The 21,653-nt window shown below is 41.4% G+C and carries 16 protein-coding genes, 2 pseudogenes and 1 riboswitch; of the genes and pseudogenes, 7 read left to right on the forward strand and 11 right to left on the reverse strand.

The window, feature by feature from the left end:
* Window positions 1–429: 429 nt before the first annotated feature.
* From BMZ78_RS13655 to BMZ78_RS13690, 7 genes are all read right to left on the reverse strand, one after another.
* Window positions 430–1,881, reverse strand: coding sequence for an amino acid permease (locus tag BMZ78_RS13655; protein WP_093230998.1), 1,452 nt, complete (start codon window positions 1,879–1,881; stop codon window positions 430–432).
* 86 nt (window positions 1,882–1,967) lie between these two features.
* Window positions 1,968–2,159, reverse strand: a riboswitch (Lysine riboswitch).
* Window positions 2,160–2,598: 439 nt separating this feature from the next.
* The gene (locus BMZ78_RS13660) at window positions 2,599–3,642 is read right to left on the reverse strand and encodes an amidase domain-containing protein (protein ID WP_139203330.1); all 1,044 of its coding nucleotides are present in this window, start codon (window positions 3,640–3,642) and stop codon (window positions 2,599–2,601) included.
* Between the two features lie 124 nt (window positions 3,643–3,766).
* Entirely contained in the window at window positions 3,767–7,426 is a 3,660-nt protein-coding gene (locus BMZ78_RS13665; RefSeq protein WP_093231000.1) for a dynamin family protein, read from the reverse strand.
* A gap of 121 nt (window positions 7,427–7,547) precedes the next feature.
* Window positions 7,548–8,384, reverse strand: coding sequence for a polysaccharide deacetylase family protein (locus BMZ78_RS13670; RefSeq protein ID WP_245739863.1), 837 nt, complete (start codon window positions 8,382–8,384; stop codon window positions 7,548–7,550).
* A 234-nt stretch (window positions 8,385–8,618) separates the two neighbouring features.
* Window positions 8,619–9,254 carry a class II aldolase/adducin family protein gene (locus BMZ78_RS13675; protein WP_093231001.1) on the reverse strand — a complete coding sequence of 212 codons (636 nt, stop codon included), beginning with the start codon at window positions 9,252–9,254 and terminating at the stop codon, window positions 8,619–8,621.
* Window positions 9,255–9,527: 273 nt separating this feature from the next.
* The gene (locus tag BMZ78_RS13685; protein ID WP_093231018.1) at window positions 9,528–10,313 is read right to left on the reverse strand and encodes an aldo/keto reductase; all 786 of its coding nucleotides are present in this window, start codon (window positions 10,311–10,313) and stop codon (window positions 9,528–9,530) included.
* Between the two features lie 61 nt (window positions 10,314–10,374).
* Window positions 10,375–10,815, reverse strand: a complete 441-nt coding sequence (locus BMZ78_RS13690) for a GNAT family N-acetyltransferase (protein WP_093231003.1) — start codon at window positions 10,813–10,815, stop codon at window positions 10,375–10,377.
* Between the two features lie 347 nt (window positions 10,816–11,162).
* Between BMZ78_RS13690 and BMZ78_RS13695 the strand changes: the two genes are divergently transcribed.
* Both BMZ78_RS13695 and BMZ78_RS13700 read left to right on the forward strand, forming a co-directional pair.
* Entirely contained in the window at window positions 11,163–12,365 is a 1,203-nt protein-coding gene (locus tag BMZ78_RS13695; protein ID WP_093231004.1) for a cytochrome P450 family protein, read from the forward strand.
* A gap of 179 nt (window positions 12,366–12,544) precedes the next feature.
* A complete protein-coding gene (locus BMZ78_RS13700; protein WP_175482482.1) occupies window positions 12,545–13,054 on the forward strand; it encodes an Imm6 family immunity protein in 510 nt (169 codons plus the stop codon).
* Window positions 13,055–13,334: 280 nt separating this feature from the next.
* Here the strand turns inward: BMZ78_RS13700 and BMZ78_RS13705 are convergent, their stop codons facing one another.
* Window positions 13,335–14,132, reverse strand: coding sequence for an N-acetylmuramoyl-L-alanine amidase family protein (locus BMZ78_RS13705; RefSeq protein WP_093231006.1), 798 nt, complete (start codon window positions 14,130–14,132; stop codon window positions 13,335–13,337).
* Between the two features lie 616 nt (window positions 14,133–14,748).
* Here BMZ78_RS13705 and BMZ78_RS13710 point away from each other — a divergent pair.
* A complete protein-coding gene (locus BMZ78_RS13710) occupies window positions 14,749–15,597 on the forward strand; it encodes a YwqG family protein (RefSeq protein ID WP_175482483.1) in 849 nt (282 codons plus the stop codon).
* A gap of 318 nt (window positions 15,598–15,915) precedes the next feature.
* On the opposite strand, the gene BMZ78_RS13715 is transcribed toward BMZ78_RS13710, so the two are convergent.
* Window positions 15,916–16,272: a carboxymuconolactone decarboxylase family protein gene (locus BMZ78_RS13715; RefSeq protein WP_093231008.1), complete on the reverse strand. Its 357-nt coding sequence runs from the start codon at window positions 16,270–16,272 to the stop codon at window positions 15,916–15,918.
* A gap of 267 nt (window positions 16,273–16,539) precedes the next feature.
* On the opposite strand from BMZ78_RS13715, the gene BMZ78_RS13720 reads away from it, so the two are divergent.
* A complete protein-coding gene (locus tag BMZ78_RS13720; RefSeq protein WP_093231009.1) occupies window positions 16,540–18,066 on the forward strand; it encodes a YifB family Mg chelatase-like AAA ATPase in 1,527 nt (508 codons plus the stop codon).
* 462 nt (window positions 18,067–18,528) lie between these two features.
* Here BMZ78_RS13720 and BMZ78_RS13725 read toward each other — a convergent pair whose 3' ends face one another.
* Window positions 18,529–19,248 (reverse strand): SDR family NAD(P)-dependent oxidoreductase, encoded by a 720-nt coding sequence (locus tag BMZ78_RS13725; RefSeq protein WP_093231010.1) that lies wholly within the window; start codon window positions 19,246–19,248, stop codon window positions 18,529–18,531.
* Window positions 19,249–20,137: 889 nt separating this feature from the next.
* Here BMZ78_RS13725 and BMZ78_RS13730 point away from each other — a divergent pair.
* The 3 genes and pseudogenes from BMZ78_RS13730 to BMZ78_RS13740 all read left to right on the forward strand — a co-directional run.
* Window positions 20,138–20,377, forward strand: coding sequence for a hypothetical protein (locus BMZ78_RS13730; protein ID WP_175482484.1), 240 nt, complete (start codon window positions 20,138–20,140; stop codon window positions 20,375–20,377).
* Window positions 20,367–20,567, forward strand: a complete 201-nt coding sequence (locus BMZ78_RS13735) for a hypothetical protein (RefSeq protein WP_093231011.1) — start codon at window positions 20,367–20,369, stop codon at window positions 20,565–20,567. The genes BMZ78_RS13730 and BMZ78_RS13735 overlap by 11 nt, the downstream gene beginning before the upstream one ends.
* 11 nt (window positions 20,568–20,578) lie before the next feature.
* Window positions 20,579–20,773: pseudogene (locus BMZ78_RS13740) on the forward strand (Tn3 family transposase); the annotation flags it as partial.
* A 542-nt stretch (window positions 20,774–21,315) separates the two neighbouring features.
* On the opposite strand, the pseudogene BMZ78_RS19715 reads toward BMZ78_RS13740, so the two are convergent.
* Window positions 21,316–21,437 (reverse strand): annotated as a pseudogene (locus tag BMZ78_RS19715) (transposase); the annotation flags it as partial.
* Window positions 21,438–21,653: the final 216 nt, after the last annotated feature.

Genomic DNA, 21,653 nt, shown 5'->3' on the forward strand with positions numbered 1-21,653 from the left:
CATTGTTTAATTTGTATTTGAAATGAACTCTTTTTAAACCCAGATAAACCAAGCGTTCTATGAAAACTTATGCATCCAGCGAAAAATCATCTGATTAAATTTTATTTTATACTATTAAAAGGACAGCGAATTGTCAATATATTTTTTATGTGAGATCAATTCGATATTCAACCTAAATGGGATATATTCAATTTAAAAATATTATAAATATTCATTCCAAACTCTTGGTCAGGGCGATTTTTTTAATAAAACAAAGCGGAGGGATGTGTTCCCTCCTCCGTGACGATTTCTGTACCATCACAACCACTCCGAAAGGAACCCATCCCGAAATGCGAGAGAAAACACATATTTTCAGATAGCTTAAAAACAGGTTTTTTCACTTGATCACAGAAAAAAGCCACCCGCATTTTCCGGATGGCTTCTCTAGCTTTATTTTACTTCCTTTTTCAACTCATCAAACTGGATTTCATGAAGTGGAATCACTTTCGTTTTCTTCACCCATTTATATCCTAACCAGATCACAAGGAAGACAGGTAATGTAATATACGTTTCCGCCATTTCCAGCCAGTTTCCCTGTTGAATGGCTTCGATGTTTTGTCCCAGAATGATAACCATACACAGTGCAAAAGCAAACAAGGGACCAAATGGATACCATTTTGCCCGATACGGCAAATCATTCAAATCTCTGCCCTGTGCCACATACGCTTTACGGAAACGATAATGGCTAATGGCAATCCCTACCCAGGCAATAAATCCGGACAATCCCGAAGCGTTAATCAACCAGGTATAGACGGTTTTATCTCCAAACAAAGATGACAGGAAGGTCAGGGCACCTACTAAAGCAGTCAAAAGCAGAGCAAAAATCGGTACACCCCGTTGGTTGAGTTTCGCAAAAATTTTGGGCGCCTGTCCTTCTTTAGCCAAGCTCCATAACATCCGGGTTGCCACATACATGCCAGAGTTTCCAGCAGATAACACAGATGTTAATATAACCGCATTCATGACAGAAGCTGCAAATGCAAGACCTGCACGTTCAAACACCAGGGTAAATGGACTGTAAGCCACACTCTCACTTTCATTGAGCAAACGGGGATCGGTATAAGGAATCAAAAGCCCGATCACAAAAATCGCCAACACGTAAAAGAGAAGAATGCGCCAGAACACTTGTCTGATCGATTTGGGTACATTTTCTCGCGGATTTTCACTTTCACCTGCAGCTACACCAACAATCTCCGTTCCCTGGAAGGAAAATCCGGCAATCATAAACACACCCAGAATGGCAAAGAACCCACCGTGGAAAGGACCTCCATCCAAGGCAAAGTTTTTAAAGCCAATCGCTTCGCTACCCATGATTCCAAAAATGGTTAATACTCCGACGATCAAAAAGATAATGACGGTTGCTACTTTAATGAAGGAAAACCAATATTCAGACTCTCCATAAACCCGTACAGAGACATAGTTCAGGAGGAATAGCAGAACCAGAAAAATCGAGCTCCAGACGATCGAACTTACTTGCGGGAACCAATATTGCATGAGCATGGAAGCTGTGGCAATATCAACAGCCAAGGTGATCGCCCAGTTATACCAATAGTTCCATCCCAATGCAAATCCCAAAGCCGGATCAACAAACTTCGATGAATACGTACTGAATGATCCTGAAACAGGGATAAATGTGGTCAACTCACCGAGGCTCGTCATTAAGAAGTAAACCATGATTCCAATCACGATATAAGAGAGTAATGCACCACCTGGTCCAGCATCATGAATGACTTTCCCGCTTGCCAAAAACAAACCGGTACCAATCGCTCCGCCAATGGCGATCATTGACATGTGTCGCGCTTTTAGTTTACGCTGTAATTGTGTGTTACTTGTTTTTTCCATCCTTTTCACCTTCACTTCTAAAATAAAAAATACCGTCCGAAAATATAGGACGGTATTTTTGTTTCAAAAACCCGTACCCCATACTTTCGTGAAATAGCCCTCCACGATTACTTGCCCAGTAATCGTGACAGTCCTGCCCCTATTCGGAAACAGCACCAGCTTGTCCCGCCCAGAGAAAGCAAGACAAACTTCGGCGACTTTTCCTTTCTTCAAATAGTCATCGATCTCTCTGTATCTCCTACTTGAATACTGATAAAAGCCGCTCCTCTACTTCATCGAATGATGTCAGGGTCAATATTCATTTATTAGCTTTATATATAAAATAACTAATTAATAAAATAAAGTCAATCGGTATTAATTTACATTAGTCAATAAATATATAAATTTATATTTGTAAAAAAGGATATTTCCAATAAACGCGGGCATGAAATCATCATCATCCCAAACCGCTATCCAAGCGAAAAGAAACCGCTTTCTATTCTTTTTGTACTCAATCTTTCTCTCTCAAAAATTTGATCCCTTTTGCTGTCAGGTTCATTCTTTTATTCAAAATATAAAATAAAGCTTTATTAATATAAATAAAAACCCGGAATCTTTACATTTGAGAGATCCTGGATCTAGCTTGTTGACAAATTTACCGTTATATACCAGGGTTGTTGACAGCCACATCCAGCATCTTCACATTCGAAAGATCCCAGGTTTTTTAGATTTTTTATCTTAATTCTTTACGCTTCCCATTTTCCATCCATAAACATTGAACAACATGAGCCAGTCCGCAATGGTACGATCTTTTGTGTCATTGGAATGATAGGTAACATAGATGCCCATGTTATCTTTTTTAGTAATCGCTGCTGAGTGCTCGATATCTTTATCCCCATCAAAGTCTACATTGATGATGTCCCCAATCTCCAACTCTTCTGCTTTATTTGCCAGTTCGGCTCTTGTCTTGAAATGTCTGAAAAATCCGTTTGCAACTCCCCAGGAGATGGATGGCTTCTGATCCGAGTAGTACCAAACGGTCGAACCGGATCTGACCTGCTTGATTCCGCCCACTTTCACAATCTGTGACGCAAAATTGGTACAATCGGCCCAGCAATCATAGCATCCACCATTCGCTCGACTGTAGTAGCCATACTCTTCATTGTTTCGCTTGTTCCACCATTTATAAGCATATTCCCTTGCCATAAAACGATGATATCCATTGTTTGCAATCACGTCAGGCGACTGGATCTTTCCTTTTGGAGAGTAAGATTTGGGAACGGCCAGTTTTGGACTGTCCGGGATTGGCAATAATCCTTGCAGTTCTTCTTCTTCATCTGGAGTGATGGTTCCCAAACGCCATTTTTTCTCCAATTCCCTAATCCGCTGATTTTTCCATTTGTTTTCATATACATCTACATATTTCGCATAGGCTACCATCGTCTTTTGTTGATAAGGAGTCAAATGTTCGAGATTCAATGCTGCCATATAAACCACTTCTCTGAATTTGGCATCATTGATATCCGGTTTTACCTGGATGTTCAATTTTTGTGCCAATTTTTGTGCGATTTTTACGGCAACTTGATGATCTTTTGGCAATGGTACATCCTTTTCTTTATAATAAGCAACAGGCACTGTTAGCTCGCTTTTCAGCATGAAGTTTTCCAATAAGGATTGTGATAAGGCAGGAATTGACTGGACTTCGCCATAAGCTGCCATTGGTGCCAAAATCATCAGCGAAATCATTCCCACCATTGACCAGATCAACGAGCATCTTTTCAACACAAACCCTCCATTTCAAACGATGTAAGATAATGGCAATTTACTATACCTTTATTCCACAATGAATATTAAATACCTCTTTTCTTTCCAAAAATAGAAGCACCCTCATGCAGGGTGCTTATCCTTACAAAGAATCCAGATCCTTTTCCAGATGAATGTATTGTTCTTTCACCTTTGCTTCCACTAGCTTCAAATGAGCGACATCGATCTGCTCTGATAAAATATACATCATGCTTTGATAATAATCTTGACAGTCCATAGAAACTTTCTGTTTGACCGCTGTTAGTCCATCCTGCCATTCTTCACGATAATGAGCGAACAATCGTTCCTTTTGCTCCTTGATATAGCTTTCAACTTCCTGCTCCAAAATCTTTTTCACTTCGTCCCTCATACTGGCTCTTTCATTTTTCTCAAAAAAGGATTTTGCATTTTTAAAGTGGGACAACGCTTTTTTAAATGCGGACAGATCAAGGGATGGAAATGGCTCCAAAAAGGTTGGAGTTGTATAGCCATGCTCGATTTCGACCGAAAATGGCAGTTCTCCATTAATCTGTTTACACGCTGCGACCATTCGTTCCAACTGTTCCATCAACTTCTTATCCAACCATTTTTCCAGGCGCAATGAAGTTGCACGCAATTCCTGCATCACATCATGACGAATAAAATCGAGCAATTCCAGAAGGCAATCATAGAGTTTTTGCTTGATCTGCCCCAGATCTCCTCGCAATGTGCCAGGATTGAAGATTTCAATGAACACATCATTATATCGCAAAAAGACCCGCTGTTTGACATAATAAAGCAGTTCTTCGATTTCTTTGTCCAATGCATACGCAACAGCACTTGCATTCCATTCTTTTATCACATCGGATACCTGGGCTTGTTCAAGAGACACTTGCTTCTTCTTCGCCTCTTTTTCTTCATGACTCTGTAAAGTCGAACGAATGAAATTTGCAAGCATCGTTTTCGCCCGTTCGATATTCCCAACCAATTGGCGTAAAGAAACCAACAACAAATCTCTCATGATAAAAGAAGTAAATGCTTTCTCAAACATCTCCATTCCTGAATTTTTTTCCGCCCATATCCCCTGTTTCTCACGCAAAGCAAGAAGACTGGAGACTGCAAACATTCTTGGATGACGAATTCCATACTGCAACAATTGTTCTTTCAAATATTGCTGAACGGCTTCCAGCTCTTCTTCAGACGAGGCCAAATCCGCTGCATTCATAATGAAAAACATTTTATCCATCGAAAAGGTATCTTTGACTCGCCCCAGTTGGATTAAAAACTCCCGATCTGCGCGAGAAAAAGCATGATTATAATAGGTGACATATAAAATCGCATCCGCATCCCGGATATATTCAAAAGCCACTCCCGTATGCCGGGCATTGATTGAATCCGCTCCCGGTGTATCAACCAAGGTTATCCCATATCGCGTCCATAAACAATCATAGTAGAGCTCAGCCAACTCAACAAAACAGGATTTCTCCTCATTGGCCACATATTCGGACCACTCATCCACGGTCACTGAAACACTTGAGCCCAATTTTTCCTGTACAGCCGGATATCCATTTCGTACTGCACGCAAAAAAGCAAAGCTCATTTTCTGTCTTGCGTTTGGCTCTGATATTTGGAGCAGATCAGGTATTGTCCGAATCGCTTCTTCCAGGGTGTTCACTTTTCGTTGAAACAACTGAAAAACATATTGCAAATCCTGAAGCAATGCTTCCCTTGATTTGAAATAGACTACCGCTTGTCCATGATGGTGCTTTTCGGTAGGTGGGCACACTTTAGTAATCGTCGCTGTTGTTGGATTTGGAGAAACAGGCAGGATGCTTTCACCGATCAAAGCATTGGCAAAGGAAGACTTACCTGCACTAAATGCTCCAAATAATGCCACCGTAAATTGCCTATCCGCTACACGTTTTCTTTTCGTGATCAGTTCCTTGCGAACAGACTCCAATCCTGTCACGCCATCGATCAGCTTCGTCACCGCATCTACACGATCCAGGATGCTTTTTATCTGTTCAGATATCTCTTGGGAAGATGAGGCTGGCTCCTCTTTCAACATCTCCTCTTCCTTCACTGGTATCGCGGAGACAGATGACCGGGAAATCCATTGATCCTTTCGAAGCTGTATCTGTTCTTCGGTCAACCAGGTTTCCAGATCCAGCTCAGGCCCTTCCAGTTCACCATTTATAAAGGCTACCAAACTTTCGTGATAAGTTTCCTGATCCTGCTTGAGTTTCATCAGCTCTTGACCCGCTATGAGTGCTCTTTCCCACTGCTGGATCAACGATCCCAATCGGCTAATCTCTGCAGTATATCTGGCTTCCAATCTGTCCTTAAACATGTCATAGATTTGTTGGCTCCACTGACGATATCTTCTCTTCAATTCATTGGCCAGATCTTCACAGTATTGCAAAAGATAATTCCCGCTTAATCCCGCTCCCGTTTTCACCATCTCTTCCAAAATCCCCGGTGACAAAGAGATAGAGGATTGGTAGATTTGAGCGGCTACCTCTTCTGAATCCAGCTGCTGCTCCTTAAAAAAGGTGTGGATCGCCTGTTTGACATGTGTATCAAGCTGGGTCTTGACGATTTGTGCCAGCTTATCAAAGAAGGCCTGTTTCCGCCGCGCTTTTTCCTGTTCGGTTTTACTTTTGGAAAACAGGAACCCCACTTTAAAATGTGGTTGGATCGATTCCAGATACTGCTCTGCAAGCTCTCGTACCTCATAAGGCATAAGGTATGCATTCTGCAGAATGGATTCGATTTGTTTTTTATACTTTGTCCCGATTTCATTTCTCTGTTGTTTGATTTGCTCTTGTTGCTGCTTAAGATGGGTCAATTTTTGTTCGATATCCGTTAATCGGTCTGTCTCATCAACCAGCTGGGCCTGGAGTTTTTTAACCCGTGGTTTGTCTCGTTCTTCGATATAACGCAGATGTTCTTTAATCAAATACTCTGCTTCATGATAGGCACTTTCCAATAAAAGTGTTTGCCGCTGTTCGATCAGCTGTTGGATAAACTGTTTAAATGAGTCCAATTGATTTTGCGAATGCTGGCGATTGCGTAAAGAAGTATAAAAAATGCCTTCTACTTGCAGATTCCAGTTTTGAAAAGATTCTTCCACACTTGCCTGATAAGCTGAAAATGGCAATTCTTCTTCCCGATGCTTGTCAATCTGGTTGATGACCAGATAGACACACTTATTCCGTTGGGTTAATTCTTTGATAAATAGATAATTTTCTTCTGATTGAACGTGGTTATAATCCATCATGTAAAAAATGACATCTGCCAGATGCAATGCCGACTCAGTCGCCATGCGGTGCGCATCATCGGTTGAGTCAATACCGGGCGTATCCAAAAAACTGACCCCTTCCGGGATATTGCTTTTATCTTTAAATACATGAACGGCAATTACTTCTTCTCCGTTTTTGCACAACTGTTTCAGCTCTTTTTCTGTATAACTGCCTTCATACGTATATTTTTCTCCCGAACTTAAGAATAAAGTGACCCGTTCTGGACCTGCCTGGATTTTGACGATATTGGCACTCGTCGGAATCGGACTGGTTGGTAAAAGATCCTCTCCATATAGCTCATTGAGCATGGTTGATTTCCCTGCAGAAAAGTGACCGCAAAAAGCAAGAATGAATTCATTTTTATGCACTTTTCGCATAAGCTCCAGCAGCTTCAAGTGATGGTTGGTGTCACCTTGCTGTTCCATTTGTTGAACAAGAGCTCCCAGTCGTTGAACCATCTCCCGTTGTTTATTTCCGATCATTTGCCGTTTTCCTTTCTTCCCTATTTTCTTGCTCCATCAATTTTCAGGAAATGAACATTTCTATGATATCATCCTTGATCCAAAATAAAAAAGTCTCCACAACAATATGGAGACTTTCCTTTTAATTATGATAGGCTCGAACTTCCAAAAGCTGGTCTACAGTAACAAACTCAAAACCTTTACTTTTCAGCTGTTGAATGACTTGCGGCAGGACGGATACAGTCGCACTACGGTTACCACCTGCATCGTGGAATAAAATAATGCTTCCTGGTTGTGTTTCTTTCTGGATGACATCCACGATTTGCTGTGGCGTTCGCCCCGGTTTCCAATCCACTGTATCCACATCCCAGTTTATAATCACATAACCTTCCTTTTTCAGTTTTTCTTCAATTCCTTTTGTCGCACCATAAGGCGGCCGCAAAAACAGAATATCTTTCCCGGATGCCTTTTTAATCTCTTCTTTCGTTTTTTTCAAGTCTTCATGAAGCTGTTGAGGTGTCAATTTCGGCAGTTCCTTGTGTTCCCAAGAATGACTGCCAATAGCATGCCCTTCATCAACTTCCTGTTTAACCAAATGCGGGAATCGTTGGACATTCTTTCCAATTAAAAAAAAGGTCGCTTTAATATTATTTTCACGCAATATATTCAGGATTTGGGTCGTAAATCTGGGATCTGGACCATCATCAAATGTGAGTGCCACCCGTTTCTTTTGTTTCGGTCCATTAAAGACAATATGTCTTCTCTCGATCTTCTTCAATTTCTCAAACTCTGCCTGGGTGAGCAATGGATTCAGTTTTACTTTCTGTTCCTGGCTATTTCCTGCACCAAACTGTTGCTGCTCTTCTGCTTGCGGTCCCTTTTTACTCATTGGATCCTCTGATTTATGTATAATTCGACATCCAGTCATCAGTAAACTAATCGTTAATAAAGCGACTCCTGCACGGAAGAACTTCCCCACTCTGCTCACTCCTAGTTTCTCTCTAAACTGAGTAAAAAAGTTGCCATGATGCCATTCATATGGCAGAGGCCAATTTTTCACATAAAAAAAGAAGGTTTATACAGAAGATCCAAACCTCTCCTCGACTCCTAAAATAAAGGGATGACTCTTATATTCTATCATAATTTCTGGTTAATTTAAGTAGTTTACAAGATAAATTATAGCAAATCATTGAAATATTTCATGACGTTCTATCTATGATGTTGCAAAATAATTTCCAAACTTTGATCGCACTTCATCCAACTGTTCGGAAGAAAGGCATTTGGAAGCTCCCAGTATACTGGCTCCAAATGCAATTTGTGCCACATACTCAATCAATTCCGCCCGCCGATAAGCATCTGCCATCGTTTTTCCTACAGCTATGACACCATGATGTTCCAGCAATGCACCATTGGCATTTTCCAATGCCTGCATGGCGTTTCTAGCCAATTCTTCTGAACCGTAAATCGCATAAGGAGCTACAGGAACCTCATTCCCAATATCTGCTACCAGATAATGAACGGCAGGAATCGCTTTTCCGACTGCAGCAAACATGGTGGCATAAGGCGAATGGGTGTGAACAATCGCCTGAATATCTGAACGCCCTAGATAAATCCAACGATGCATCGGCGTTTCGGAGGACGGACGCTGTGATCCGGTAATCACCTTTCCGGTTTCCAAATCTACTTCCAGTAAATCAGCGACTTCCATCTGATCATAGGGAATAGCTGAAGGAGTAATCCACATCGTATTCTTTTCCGGATGACGGATGCTTACATTTCCAGTCGTTCCTGTTACCAGACCTTCCTGTACCAGTTTTCGCGCATATCGAATCACTTCTTCCAATTTCACGGATGAACCCCTCCACTTGGTCTGTCAACTACCTCAATCATTTTATCATGAGAGAGTTCGGAAGATAAACGATCGATATCAATGAGAAGAATAGAAAAAGCTACCTGTTTAAGCAGGTAGCTGAAATCGTTGACAAACCCGGTTTTCCTTTTCCAGTTGAACGACTTCTTGCTCGTTTTTAAGCAACGGGAGTGAAACGGAAAAGGAAAACCGGCATATAACGGATACTTTGTCAAGCAGATTAAGCTACCTATTTAAGTAGGTAGCTAAGCATCAGTCAAAACGGAATCGATCGGGATGTTGGCCGAAGCGGTGGTCCTGATTCATCTGATCGATTTTCTCCATGTCTTCCGGTGCCAGTTCGAAATCAAAAATATCCGCATTCTCAGCAATTCGCTCAGGACGAACTGATTTTGGAATGGTCACCACCTGATGCTGCAGATCCCAACGCAAAATAATTTGAGCGGGCGTTTTTTGATACTTGGCTGCTAACTCCACCAGCGTCGGATGATCCAATTGATTCCCTCTCATTAGCGGACTCCATGCTTCTAGCTGAATGCCTTCATTCCGACAATAGCTTAACAGTTCTTTCTGGGTGAGTAATGGATGGAATTCGACCTGGTTCACCATGGGTTTCATCTCACTAACAGCTTTCAAGTCTTCCAAATGATGAATCAGAAAATTGCTCACGCCAATCGCCCGAACCCAACCGTCTCGGTACAATTTCTCCAATGCACGCCAGGTTTCTGGAAATTTTTCCTTCACTGGCCAGTGAATCAAGTATAAATCGATGTAGTCCACATCCAGTTTTTTACGGCTTTCTTCAAAAGCACGCAGTGTTTCTTCATAGCCTTGATCTGTATTCCAAACCTTTGTGGTCAGGAAAATCTCTTCACGTGGAATACCTGATTCTTTCATCGCTTTTCCTACACTTTCCTCGTTTTGATATAATGCTGCTGTATCAATACTGCGATAACCCAGTTCCAACGCTGTTTTTACTGCCTGTTTCACTTCATTTTCTTCTTTTACTTTATAGGTTCCAAGACCAAGCCAGGGCATCTTTACACCATTGTATAAGGTAACGGTATCTGATATATGCCGAGTCAATGCAATTCCTCCTTTATTTGCCCAATTTTCTCATAAACTTTTCCGGTTGATTCAGTGGTTCAAATCCATATTTCGCATACAATGAATGCGCATCTCTTGTCGCCAGCAAAAACTTCTTTACTTGCACTTCCGGCAGGGAAACGATGAATTCTACCAACCATTTTCCCAAACCTTTGCCTTGGAATTCGGGCAACACAAATACATCGGCCAGATAAGCAAACCTTACCGTATCTGTCATGACCCGTGCAAAACCGATCTGCCTGTTCTGATAGTATAAACCAAAAACAAGGGAAGAGTGTTCAATCATCCTGGCTACCTGATCACGTGCAATCCCTTTGGCCCAATATGATTCCTGAGATAGATAGCGATGGATCACATCAAGATCCAGCAGGCTACGATCGGTCGAGATCAGATAATCCCCTTTTCTCTCTTCATAGATCGTAGAAATCATCATGAAAACCCCCTATAAAAAAACCCTCCAGCCAATGAATGACTGAAGGACATATTTGTATGTATATGAAAGAAAGCCAGATTCATAACAGACAGGAAAAATGATGAGCGGACAGCATGGCATGAAGCTTTCTTTCTTTCAAATCGATCATAAATAAAACTGAAACAACAGTCAATGCATATTTTTACTATTAAAAAATAATAATTATTTTCTAAAATGTGCAGAACAAGTAAAATTCACCAAAATGCAAATAAGATCGATTCCTGTTCAGCCAAAATCAAACAAATGTTTAACAAGCTGCCCCAAGGGAAAATGGTTAACAGTATTCCTATCACAAAGGGGATGAAAGGATGCAACCCGTCAATCCATTTTCACCCGATTTCAAAGAACATGCTTATGAAATTTATCAGGAACTGCGTGAAAAGGATCCGGTTCATCAAATTACGATGCCGAATGGAAATATAGCCTGGATTATCAGTCGATATCATGACGCTGTCTCCCTGTTAAAAGACAAACGTTTACAAAAAAATCCCCGAACTGTCTTTTCTGCCGAACAGTATCAACAAGCCTTTCCTTTTCCAGAAATGCGCCTGTTTATCGAACATATGCTAAACAGCGACCCTCCTGATCACACCCGTTTGCGCTCGCTGGTTCAAAAAGCGTTTACCCCCCGTATCATCGAAAATTTACGTCCCCGCATTCAAGAAATTGCTGACCAACTTTTAGAGTCCGTGGAAGCCCAGGGCCATATGGATATCATTCAGGATTATGCTTTTCCCCTCCCTATTATCCTGATCTCGGAGTTATTGGGTATTCCAACAGAAGACCGAAATCAATTTCGCCAGTGGTCCAATGCCGTCATATATGCCTTTAACCAACCGGAGCGACTGAAGCAGGTGTTGCCTGAAATTCGTGCTTTCCATGCCTACCTCCAAACATTCATCACAAAACGCCGCCAAAATCCTCAAGATGACCTGACATCCGAGCTGATCCGAGCCGAAACAGAAAACGAAAAGCTCTCTGAAAAAGAGTTATACTCGATGCTCTTTCTTTTAATCATTGCTGGACATGAAACAACCGTAAACCTCATTGGAAACAGTGTCTTTTCCTTATTACAGCATCCCGATCAATGTGAAAAGCTGAAAAAAGAACCTGCTTTCATTTCGTTAGCCGTTGAAGAGTTTCTCCGTTATATGAGTCCAGTGGAGTTTGCCACAAATCGCTGGGCCATCGAAGATATCCAGCTTCACGGAAAAACGATTAAAAAACAGGACCTTGTCCTGATTTCGATTGCTTCAGCCAATCGGGACCCAGCCAAATTTACCCATCCTGAAAAGCTCGATATCACCCGTGAAAAAAATGAACATATCGCTTTTGGACATGGGATTCATTTCTGCCTGGGCGCCCCTTTGGCACGCTTGGAAGGGCAAATTGCCATTCAAACACTGCTTCAGCGAATACCAGCATTTGAGTTGGCTGTTACACGTCAAGAACTAAAATGGCAGTCCACCTTCCTGATGCGTGGACTTCAACATCTTCCCATTCGTTTTTAGGCTTTGCACTGCCATCCTGTGAACCAGGGCTACTTTTGAACAACAAGGGTTCCTTTTCCATTCGCGACCGGACCTCTCAAAAGTTCGAGCAAAAGTCGTACAATTGGATAAGGAACCTTATTTTTGTCATCAATACTTCCCGAGCTCGGGAACATGATCATCATGAAGGGGTATTGATTATGGAGTGGTACCAAAATGTAAATGCAGATGCCAAAGTAGCTTATTTATTAACCTTGACAGAAAAAATCATGGATAAAATCGAAAATTACGAATGGTATCATCTAGTAAGAAAAATGATGGACATGTGCTGGGAATGGGTAGAAGAGAAGAAGCATAGTGGAGACGAACTTCATGAGAGGTTCGATGATGAAGATGATGGGTTAATTTTGATTGAAGGATATGATGAAATAGAAGAAAATTCTCAAGCCGAGTTCGTCTTGTTTTGTATAATCGATGCAGTATGTTACGCTATATGGCAAGCCTATCAATATGAAAAGTCAGATTATATTCCACAATACCTAGAAATGGAAAGTGATCAATCCATTGATCAGTTCATGGAAAAAATAAGAAAAGTCGATGGGTATCAAGAGGAATGGACAGAACATTTAAAACAGTATTTGCTCGAACTTTATTCACCAGCAAGCAGTGATAAAAAGATAAAAAAAGACGAGATTTTGAGTCAGATTTGAATTTGTCGGAATTAGCTTAAAAGAAGGCTTGCCCCTGTGTAAAGGGGATAAGCCTTTTTGTATACTTACCCAAATGCCTATAGCATTCCCTTGATGCTTTATCACAATAAAGTCAAAATAAAATTTGGTATCCCGAATTTTTTGAGCATAAGCCCCTGCGATGCGGAGGGGTGGCTTGGGGGGTTAATATATTTCAGGAAATTGAGAATAAATTTGGCGTATTTACGATCTTAATGGCAACTATTCTGAAAAAAACAGCCGGTGATGTCCCGGCCATGATTTATTTTACTCGCTTGATCAAAATCTCTTCTTCTCCCTCATCCAATAACTTTTCAACTGTCTTCATCTGAATGGAGCGGTAAGCGGTCCACACTTCTTCTTTCCATTCTCCGTCGACTTTTTTCAGGATCTGATAGGTATATACTGGCTGAGGTTGTTGTTGGTTACTCGGTGGTACATATTTGACTCCAAAATACTCGCAAACTCCCATGGCTGTCTGCTCAGCTGACTCCCGTTGAAATCCTTCATCTCGCATCAATTTTGCTTCCCGGTAACCCCATTTCTCATCATCCATGAAACCAAATTCTATCAATATGGCGGGCATTTTCGTATTACGTAGAACATATAATTCGCCCCATTCTTTGACTCCACGGTCAACCTGTTGCGTCCCGGTACGTACATATTTATGAACCGTTTCTGCCAATTTTTTACTTCGCGCCTCTGGATAATAGTAAGTTTCCACCCCTTGTGCGCCTGGATTGCCTGGATGCGATTGACCGGAATGATTATAGTGGCAGGAAATGAAAATATCGGCATTGGCATCATTGGCGCGTTTGCAGCGAGAAGCGAGTGAATGATCATAATCACCCGGAGCTGTTAGAACGGTTCGAAATCCACATCGTTTTAATGCCTCATCCAAATACTGAACGACTTTTCGGTTAAACTCATTCTCATAGATCACTCCAACTCCTGGTATATTCGGAGTCCGTTTTCCTGGTGTCGGATTAAAATTTCCCTTATCATCCGTCAAACCATGCCCATCATCCAAAGCCACCAGATAATTTGCGGCACTCGACATACCCCTCACCTCATCTGTTTTTGGTTAACTTGTATCGCTCACCACTTTTCCATCCCCGTCCCCTCTCACTGGTTTGCCGTTATAAAAACCGCATTCCTTATCCTGTCCATTTTTTGAATAAAGAAAAAATCATCCCGTTATTGATCTCTCCTGTCCAATCTATCTATAAATAGCAGCAAGATTTTCTGTTGTCATCGCACACAATAACGCTAGCAAATCGATATTAAATATCATCCTGCAATAATGGTGGAAAATACCAATAACAATATCATGATTCATTTATTAACGGGTGAGGAACGATACATTCAGTCAATTTATTCCCTTTTTTTCTAATAAACTATCATTTATCAAAGAAAAATGCCAATCTTTTCTATAAAGATACTTCCATCTTTCTGTCGCATATCATTCGGTCATCATAGGAAATATCTTCACTTCTCACCAAAAATTATCGTCCAGCCTGATAGGCAGGCAATGGTTAAAGCCATTTCATTCTCCCAAAAAAGTTGGTCAATTTCTATTGGATGATTGTATAGATGATTGTATAATAGAAATGGATAAGAAACATTTGTTCCCATCTGTCATCCATAGCAAACATACATAACAGGGAGGTCATATCTTGAAACAGGAAGCGATCCGGCTTATCGAGGAAAGTGAACTTTTGCCTGAGTTAAAACCTGAAATACAAAAACTGCTTCGCTTCACCATCAACCTGGAACTGGAACTGGTTGAACCGGCATCTCTCCCGCCTGGCTCATCAAAAATTGGAGGAAGACCCGATTTGCCACCTGATTTTGAATGGCCCTGGATTCATGAAAAAGTCGGTGACAAGACTTGGGATCGTCCTTTATTATTTGTAGCCCAATTGAACTTAAAAGACTTGAACAGATTAAAGCCTGATCTTTTTCCTGCTGATGGCATTCTCTATTTTTGGGATGATTATCATGGACATGATGATGGCTGGAAAGTCTGGTACTATGATGGACCCGCAGAAACCCTCGTTCGTACGGCAAACCCTAATGAAGAGGAAGACAAAAACATCTTGAATGTATACGACGACATCCGTCTGAACGAATGCCGCATTCATTTCCGGCCAGGCTGGATGCTCCCACCAACAGAAAACATGCACCTGTGGAATCTATTAAGCAGAGAACGTTTGGGAGATGTTTATCCAGAACAAGAAGAGATATATGAACAGTTGTTCAATCAAATTCGTTTCCTGTCTTCTCAAAATATCCATCGCATTTTAGGATACCCGGATGGGTGGGAAGTAGTTGATATGACATATCGGGAACGGAAAGAGAACGGGACCGAAGAAGAATGGCTGTTACTCCTGCAACTCGTTGATGACAGTCAGGCGACAATGTCCTGGGGAGATGCAGGCTGCTTAAATTATTGGATCCGTTTGGAAGACTTAAAGAATAAGCAGTTTCAAAACATTTATCGTTGGTGGGAACAAGGTTGTTAAATGAAAAGAAGAAATGTCCAATCGTTTTGAAAAAGATTGCGAAATTCTTGAAATCCTATTTATGGCCATCGTGAAATGAAAATGTTGCAAGACAAAGATTTTAGCTGGAGTTCCGGAACCAACGGCCATGGTGGGGTGCGAATACTTTTGGGCTGGAAACAACGGAAAAGCCATTGACGGAGTTGTAGAAGAAAATTTGGCCAAGCCCATAAAGTAACTCAAAGAAAAAAGCTAGCGGAGATGGATCCGTCTAGCTTCTTTATTATACCCATCGTCTGAAACTTCTTTTCATTTCCCCCGCTTTAAAAAGGTCAATGATTAATGTTTATATCCTTTAAACTCAGCCAATGCATCTTGAACAAGTGTTACCGTCTGTGACATGGCCAATCCGCCAGCAAAAGCACCACAAACTGCAGCCGCCTCAAGAACTTCCTGATCCGTAGCCCCTTGATCGACAGCGCCTTTTGTATGATAAATGATGCAATACTCGTCATTGGTATATACGCCAAGTGCTAAACCAATCAGATGCTTCGTTTTCTTATTCAATGCACCTTCAGAAAAACAGGCTTCAGTAAATTGATTATAACTGCTAATGACCTCAGGTAATTGATGTGCCAGTTGTCCAATTCCTTTTTTATATTCTTGAAGTGCCTGTTGAATCATTGAACCATCCATCAAGTTTCCTCCTTACTTAATATGACACTATTATTTTCCTTTCTTAAGTAAGGAAATATTCAAAGAAACTTTGTTTTATCGCACTTTGAGGGGATTTTCACCAGGTATATATAAAACGGTTGACAAGCGCTATGCCTAATCAGACCAGAGAAACGGAAACCATTTTCTTTATTGCCAATGACAAACATTGATAAAAAAAGCAGGTTTTTCAACATCTTTTGCTGAAAATATACAATTAAAGGAAATTCATTGTTCGGAGGAATGGCGTTGTACGCAAAGTTATTCAGTGCAAGTGTGCTGGGCATTGATGGATTTATTGTCGAAGTGGAAGTCGATATCAGTAATGGTCTGCCTGTTTTCGACATTGTCGGACTACCTGACTCGGCTGTCCGTGAAGCTCGCGAACGGGTCAGGGCCGCGATCAAAAACAGTGAAAATTCATTTCCCCTACAGCGAATTACTACCAACCTGGCACCCGCCGATGTGAAAAAAGAGGGTTCTGGCTTTGATTTAGCCATTGCGATTGGCGTATTAATGGCGAGTGGACAAATTTCGGTTGAACAGGCAGACAAATGTCTGTTTATCGGCGAACTCTCTCTGGATGGGATCCTGCGCCCACTGAACGGAGTATTGTCAATGGTGATGGCAGCCAAAGAACTGGGCTTTACAGAAGTAATGCTCCCCTTGGACAATGCCGAAGAAGCTGCATTGGTTGATGGGATCCGGGTGATTCCCATTTCTTCGCTGAAAGAAGCGATTCAATATTTTCGCAAAGAATGGACTCCACAAGAAATACCAAAAAAGGAGTTCAATGACGAACCTTTGTTAACAGTGGATTTTTCAGATGTCCAGGGGCAACATCATGTAAAGAGAGCGATGGAAGTAGCGGCAGCGGGCGGCCATAATTTGCTGATGATCGGTCCTCCGGGTTCAGGCAAAACCATGCTAGCCCGAAGAATCCCCACCATTTTACCGTCCATGAGCATGCAAGAATCATTGGAAGTTACCAAGATCTGTAGTATTGCTGGACTGATTACCCATCGCGGTCGTTTAATCACCGAGCGTCCTTTTCGTTCACCTCACCACACGATTTCACAGGCTGGCTTAATCGGTGGGGGTTCCATTCCCAAGCCAGGCGAAGTAAGCCTGGCGCATCGTGGGGTTTTATTTTTGGATGAGTTACCGGAATTCTCAAAGTCTGCCTTGGAAGTTTTACGACAACCTCTGGAGGATCAAGAAGTCACTTTAGGCCGCGCTCGTGCTGTTTTGTCTTTTCCAGCTGATTTTATGCTGATCTGTAGCATGAATCCATGTCCTTGTGGTTATTTTGGCTACGAAGAAGATCGTGCATGTACCTGTACTCCAAAACAGGTTCAGCGTTACCGATCCAAAATCTCAGGGCCATTGCTTGATCGGATGGATATACATATCGAAGTGCCAAGGGTAGACTATAAGACTTTATCTTCTTCCATTTCCAGCGAATCTTCCAAAGATATCCGCAACCGGGTCAATCAGGCACGCAGCATGCAAGCAGAACGATTCCGCCATACAGCTACCTTATGTAACAGTTCCATGAACGCACAAGAAATCCGAAAATACTGCCGTTTAGATAAAGAGTCCCGCAACTTGTTGAAGCAGTCATTTGATGTCCTGGGACTAAGTGCCCGTGCTCATGACCGAATTTTAAAAGTGGCCCGTACCATTGCAGATCTGGCCGGAAAGGAGAAGATCGAAATGGAGCACGTGGCCGAAGCGATCCAATACCGTACACTGGATCGGAAATTTTGGGAATAAAATGGCGATTGTCTAATATAATCAATCCATTCTAACACATAATAATATTTGACAAAAATAATGAATATTATTTAGAATAGTAATAGCGTAACAGGCAGACTCATATGCCAGTGTTCCGAAAACGAATCCTGGCAGGCCGCCCATGGAGGCGGCTTTATTTATTTGTTTGGATACGCTAATTACCTCTCATGCAGAGCAATCCATAGAAGAATCAGCCATTCCCTTCTCCACTGCATTTTCCAAAAGTCTTTTACAAAAAAAGAGCTGTCTCCTGGCAACTTTTGAGACAGCTCCAATTCTCACTTGCATTTTCCCATAGTTGAAGCTAAAGGGGTTTTCGCTCGCATTCCATAAATATTGAGTTATCAAGTATTTGGTTAGATATATATTACCGTAGGTATGGCTACAATGACTGTCCAGTTATTTTAAAGCATCAGAATAATGCGATCCATTTGTGAGTTATTATACATTAGTATCAAACATCGCTGGGATGTTGATTTCTTTCACACATGATGCCTTAGAGAGATTAGCTACACATTTTACCAACGCAACGATATCTTGAACAGGGATTTTTGTGCCGTTGTAAGTGGAGATTGCTTTTTCCAATCCATCCTCGAAAGGCATCGCTGCTGCAATATTACCGGGATTAATACATGTTACGCCTATCCCATATTCCCTTAGATTCTCCCGCAAGGCATTACCGACACCACGCAATCCAAATTTCGAAGCTACATATGCCACTTGCTTACTATGAATATTTTCAAGTCCATACGTTGAGCCTATCAAAAAAACCTTGGCATTTTCCGATTTTTTAAGATTTGGCAATAACTTTTGAATACAGATGATCGCAGAGGTTGTATTTACATTGATAATGTTCGCGATATCCTTTGGATCATCTTTCTCAAAGTCATAGTTATCTTGAAATCCTTCCTTTTCCCATATCCCAGCATTGTATATTAATACATCGATTGTATCATCTTTGATCACATTGGCAATTTTATCACTTGCAGTCTGTAAGGATAAGTCAGCTTCAATCCAAAATCTATGAACCCCATCATTTATTTTTAAACTCTCTGGGCGATTTCTGGAAACGATCCATACACGGTCACCTTTTTCAGGTAACCCTTTCACAAAAGCATCACCTAATCCTTTACTTGCTCCAAATATAATAAAGTTTTTCATATTTCCCCCCCATTAATCTAAAAGAGGTGTAATCCATGGTTATGCGAAATCGAATGAGTTTATGACTTTCGAGGAGTTTCTTTTTTCAATCCTCATATAGAGGTGTCGATCCTATCAAGAAGATGATGTATCGTTATCGTGTAGCCTTTTCTCTCTTCCAGAGAAGCAAAGGGATTATTTGATGTTTTGAGTCACGGCTGTTTTCCCTATCCGGAACGTCATGACAAAACGATGATGTTGGATTACCATATGTTGCACAAAGCGTACCGACACAGTAAAAAGGCCTCTAGGATATTGAAACATATTCTTAAGCACCATTGCCATAATCGGGATCTCTGGGACAGTTGTCTAGCAGTTCTCATTGTGAAAATAGCTCAAGCTGTTCTTAGTCGTTCCTGATCAAAAACATCGAACGGGGAAGGAAATAACAAAAAGGATGTGAGAAAATGGATAGCTGCTGACAAAAGCAGCAGGTCGGCAGTCTTTTTTGTTGAAATAAAAAGATAACATCAGGGTAAAGGACAGAATGAAATGAATAAAACAATACTGAAAGGTATTTTCAGTACCATTATTGTTTGCTATGCCCGCTACAGAGAGCTTGCCAAATCAGAGAACAATACCTCCGTCAATTTCGCCGTCATCTGCCCAAGAAATGGGAAAAGCTATCCAATATTAAATCAAGGGTAGCTTTCTTGTGTGTTCTGGGAGAACGTTTCTGGTACATTAAATTTTTCGTAAACAATAATACTCCAATTTATGTCCATCAACTAATCGAAATCAATGATGGTTGGTAATACATCACGTCTAATTCCTTTTTTCCATTTTTAGGCACCTTTATTTGCCTTCGGAGTATTATAAAGATGAAAAATTAAAAGGGGGTACATCATCCATGGAAAATGAGTATCTTCAACCCGCATTTGCTCCTTCTCCAACTTTTGAGATGATTCAGGAGTATCAAAATCCAGCTTATACTGATCAATTTGGATTTCCCTTTGGTGGCTTTGGTCGATTTCCTTTCGGAGGATTTGGCTTTCCGTTCGGAGGGTTCCCCTTTGGTGGATTTCCTTTCGGGGGGTTCCCATTTGGAGGATTTCCCTTTGGCGGTTTTGGAGGTCCCTTTGGATTCTAAGCAAGAAACCACTTATTCGCGTTCGCGCAGGAAAAAGTTGAGAGAAGAGTTGGAGAGGGAAGCGAAAGCAGACAATCGGTCTCTCAGCAATTACGCAGTTCCTAAACAACTTCGGCATGGGGGTTACATACGAAGAGCTGGCAACCCGAACAGGCAGAGTATTAACCAAAGTGCCAAAATCCTTCTTTAAAAGCGACCGATGCAGTTGACACGCTTAGATTACAAGGCACGGAGATTCCAGATGAGTACCTACAACACCTCTCCCCGCTGGGATGGGAACACATTACCCTGACCGGCGACTATGTTTGGAATCTTAAACAACGTGTCGACTTCAACAACCTGCGCCCATTACGGGAAAAGATCGTGCTGCTGAAAAGTTCTGCAAGCAATCGATAAAGCACAAGAAACAAACCGGCCATCCCTTAGCGTACAGGGGGCCGGTTATATGTCTTAGCGTACAATTTTCCCGAAATGGTCCAGTGACTCCTTTATGACAAAGAGAGTCTGTGAACCTCCCATGGATTTTTGCAGGATCGGAGGTTTATAGACTTTTTCCGTTTTTGCTACAATAAAAACATTTGATATTTCGGGTGTTCACACACGGATCTAGTTGTATCCATTTTGGAATTGAAAGGATTATCCTGGCGGCTAGTAAAGGGAAGGATCTAAATCTAGTTGTATCCATTTTGGAATTGAAAGCTGGATCAGGCTGAAACTTCATTTTCTTGATGTATCGTTTAGGCCATAATGGAAAGTGCTTAACCAATCAGTCAGAAGAAAAGCGTTCATTTAACCAGATCCTGAGATTGATAACAAACCCCCCGAAAAAGGGATCGGGGGTTGTATATTTCAGGAATCTTTATATAAAAGGAATATCTTCTAAAGTAGTTAGCAACCAAATCATGTAGCCTTTTCTCTCTTCCAGAGAAGTAAAGGCATTATTTGATGTTTTGAGCCACGGCTGTTAGGGGGCATTGCTCTGTTACTCCGCAGTTCCCCTGTAACGTGCATAGCGAAGACCATGAAATTCTGCGTTAGTGAAGCTACGCTCAAGGGTATCGCCTCATCTCCGGGCACTTAGCGTACAAGGGAACGGGATGGTTGATACTACATTTCAAATTTAGCAAATGCCGATGCCGAAGAAGAAGAAGATAACGGCGATAACAAGGATGAAGATTAAAAGCCTATGCAAACCGAAACCACCCATTTTTTTCACCTCCCAACGGCAAATTCTATATATTCTATTTCACTAGTGAGGAAGTTGTAAGTGTGTTCT

The organism is Thermoflavimicrobium dichotomicum (assembly GCF_900114055.1).
GTDB lineage: Bacteria > Bacillota > Bacilli > Thermoactinomycetales > Thermoactinomycetaceae > Thermoflavimicrobium > Thermoflavimicrobium dichotomicum.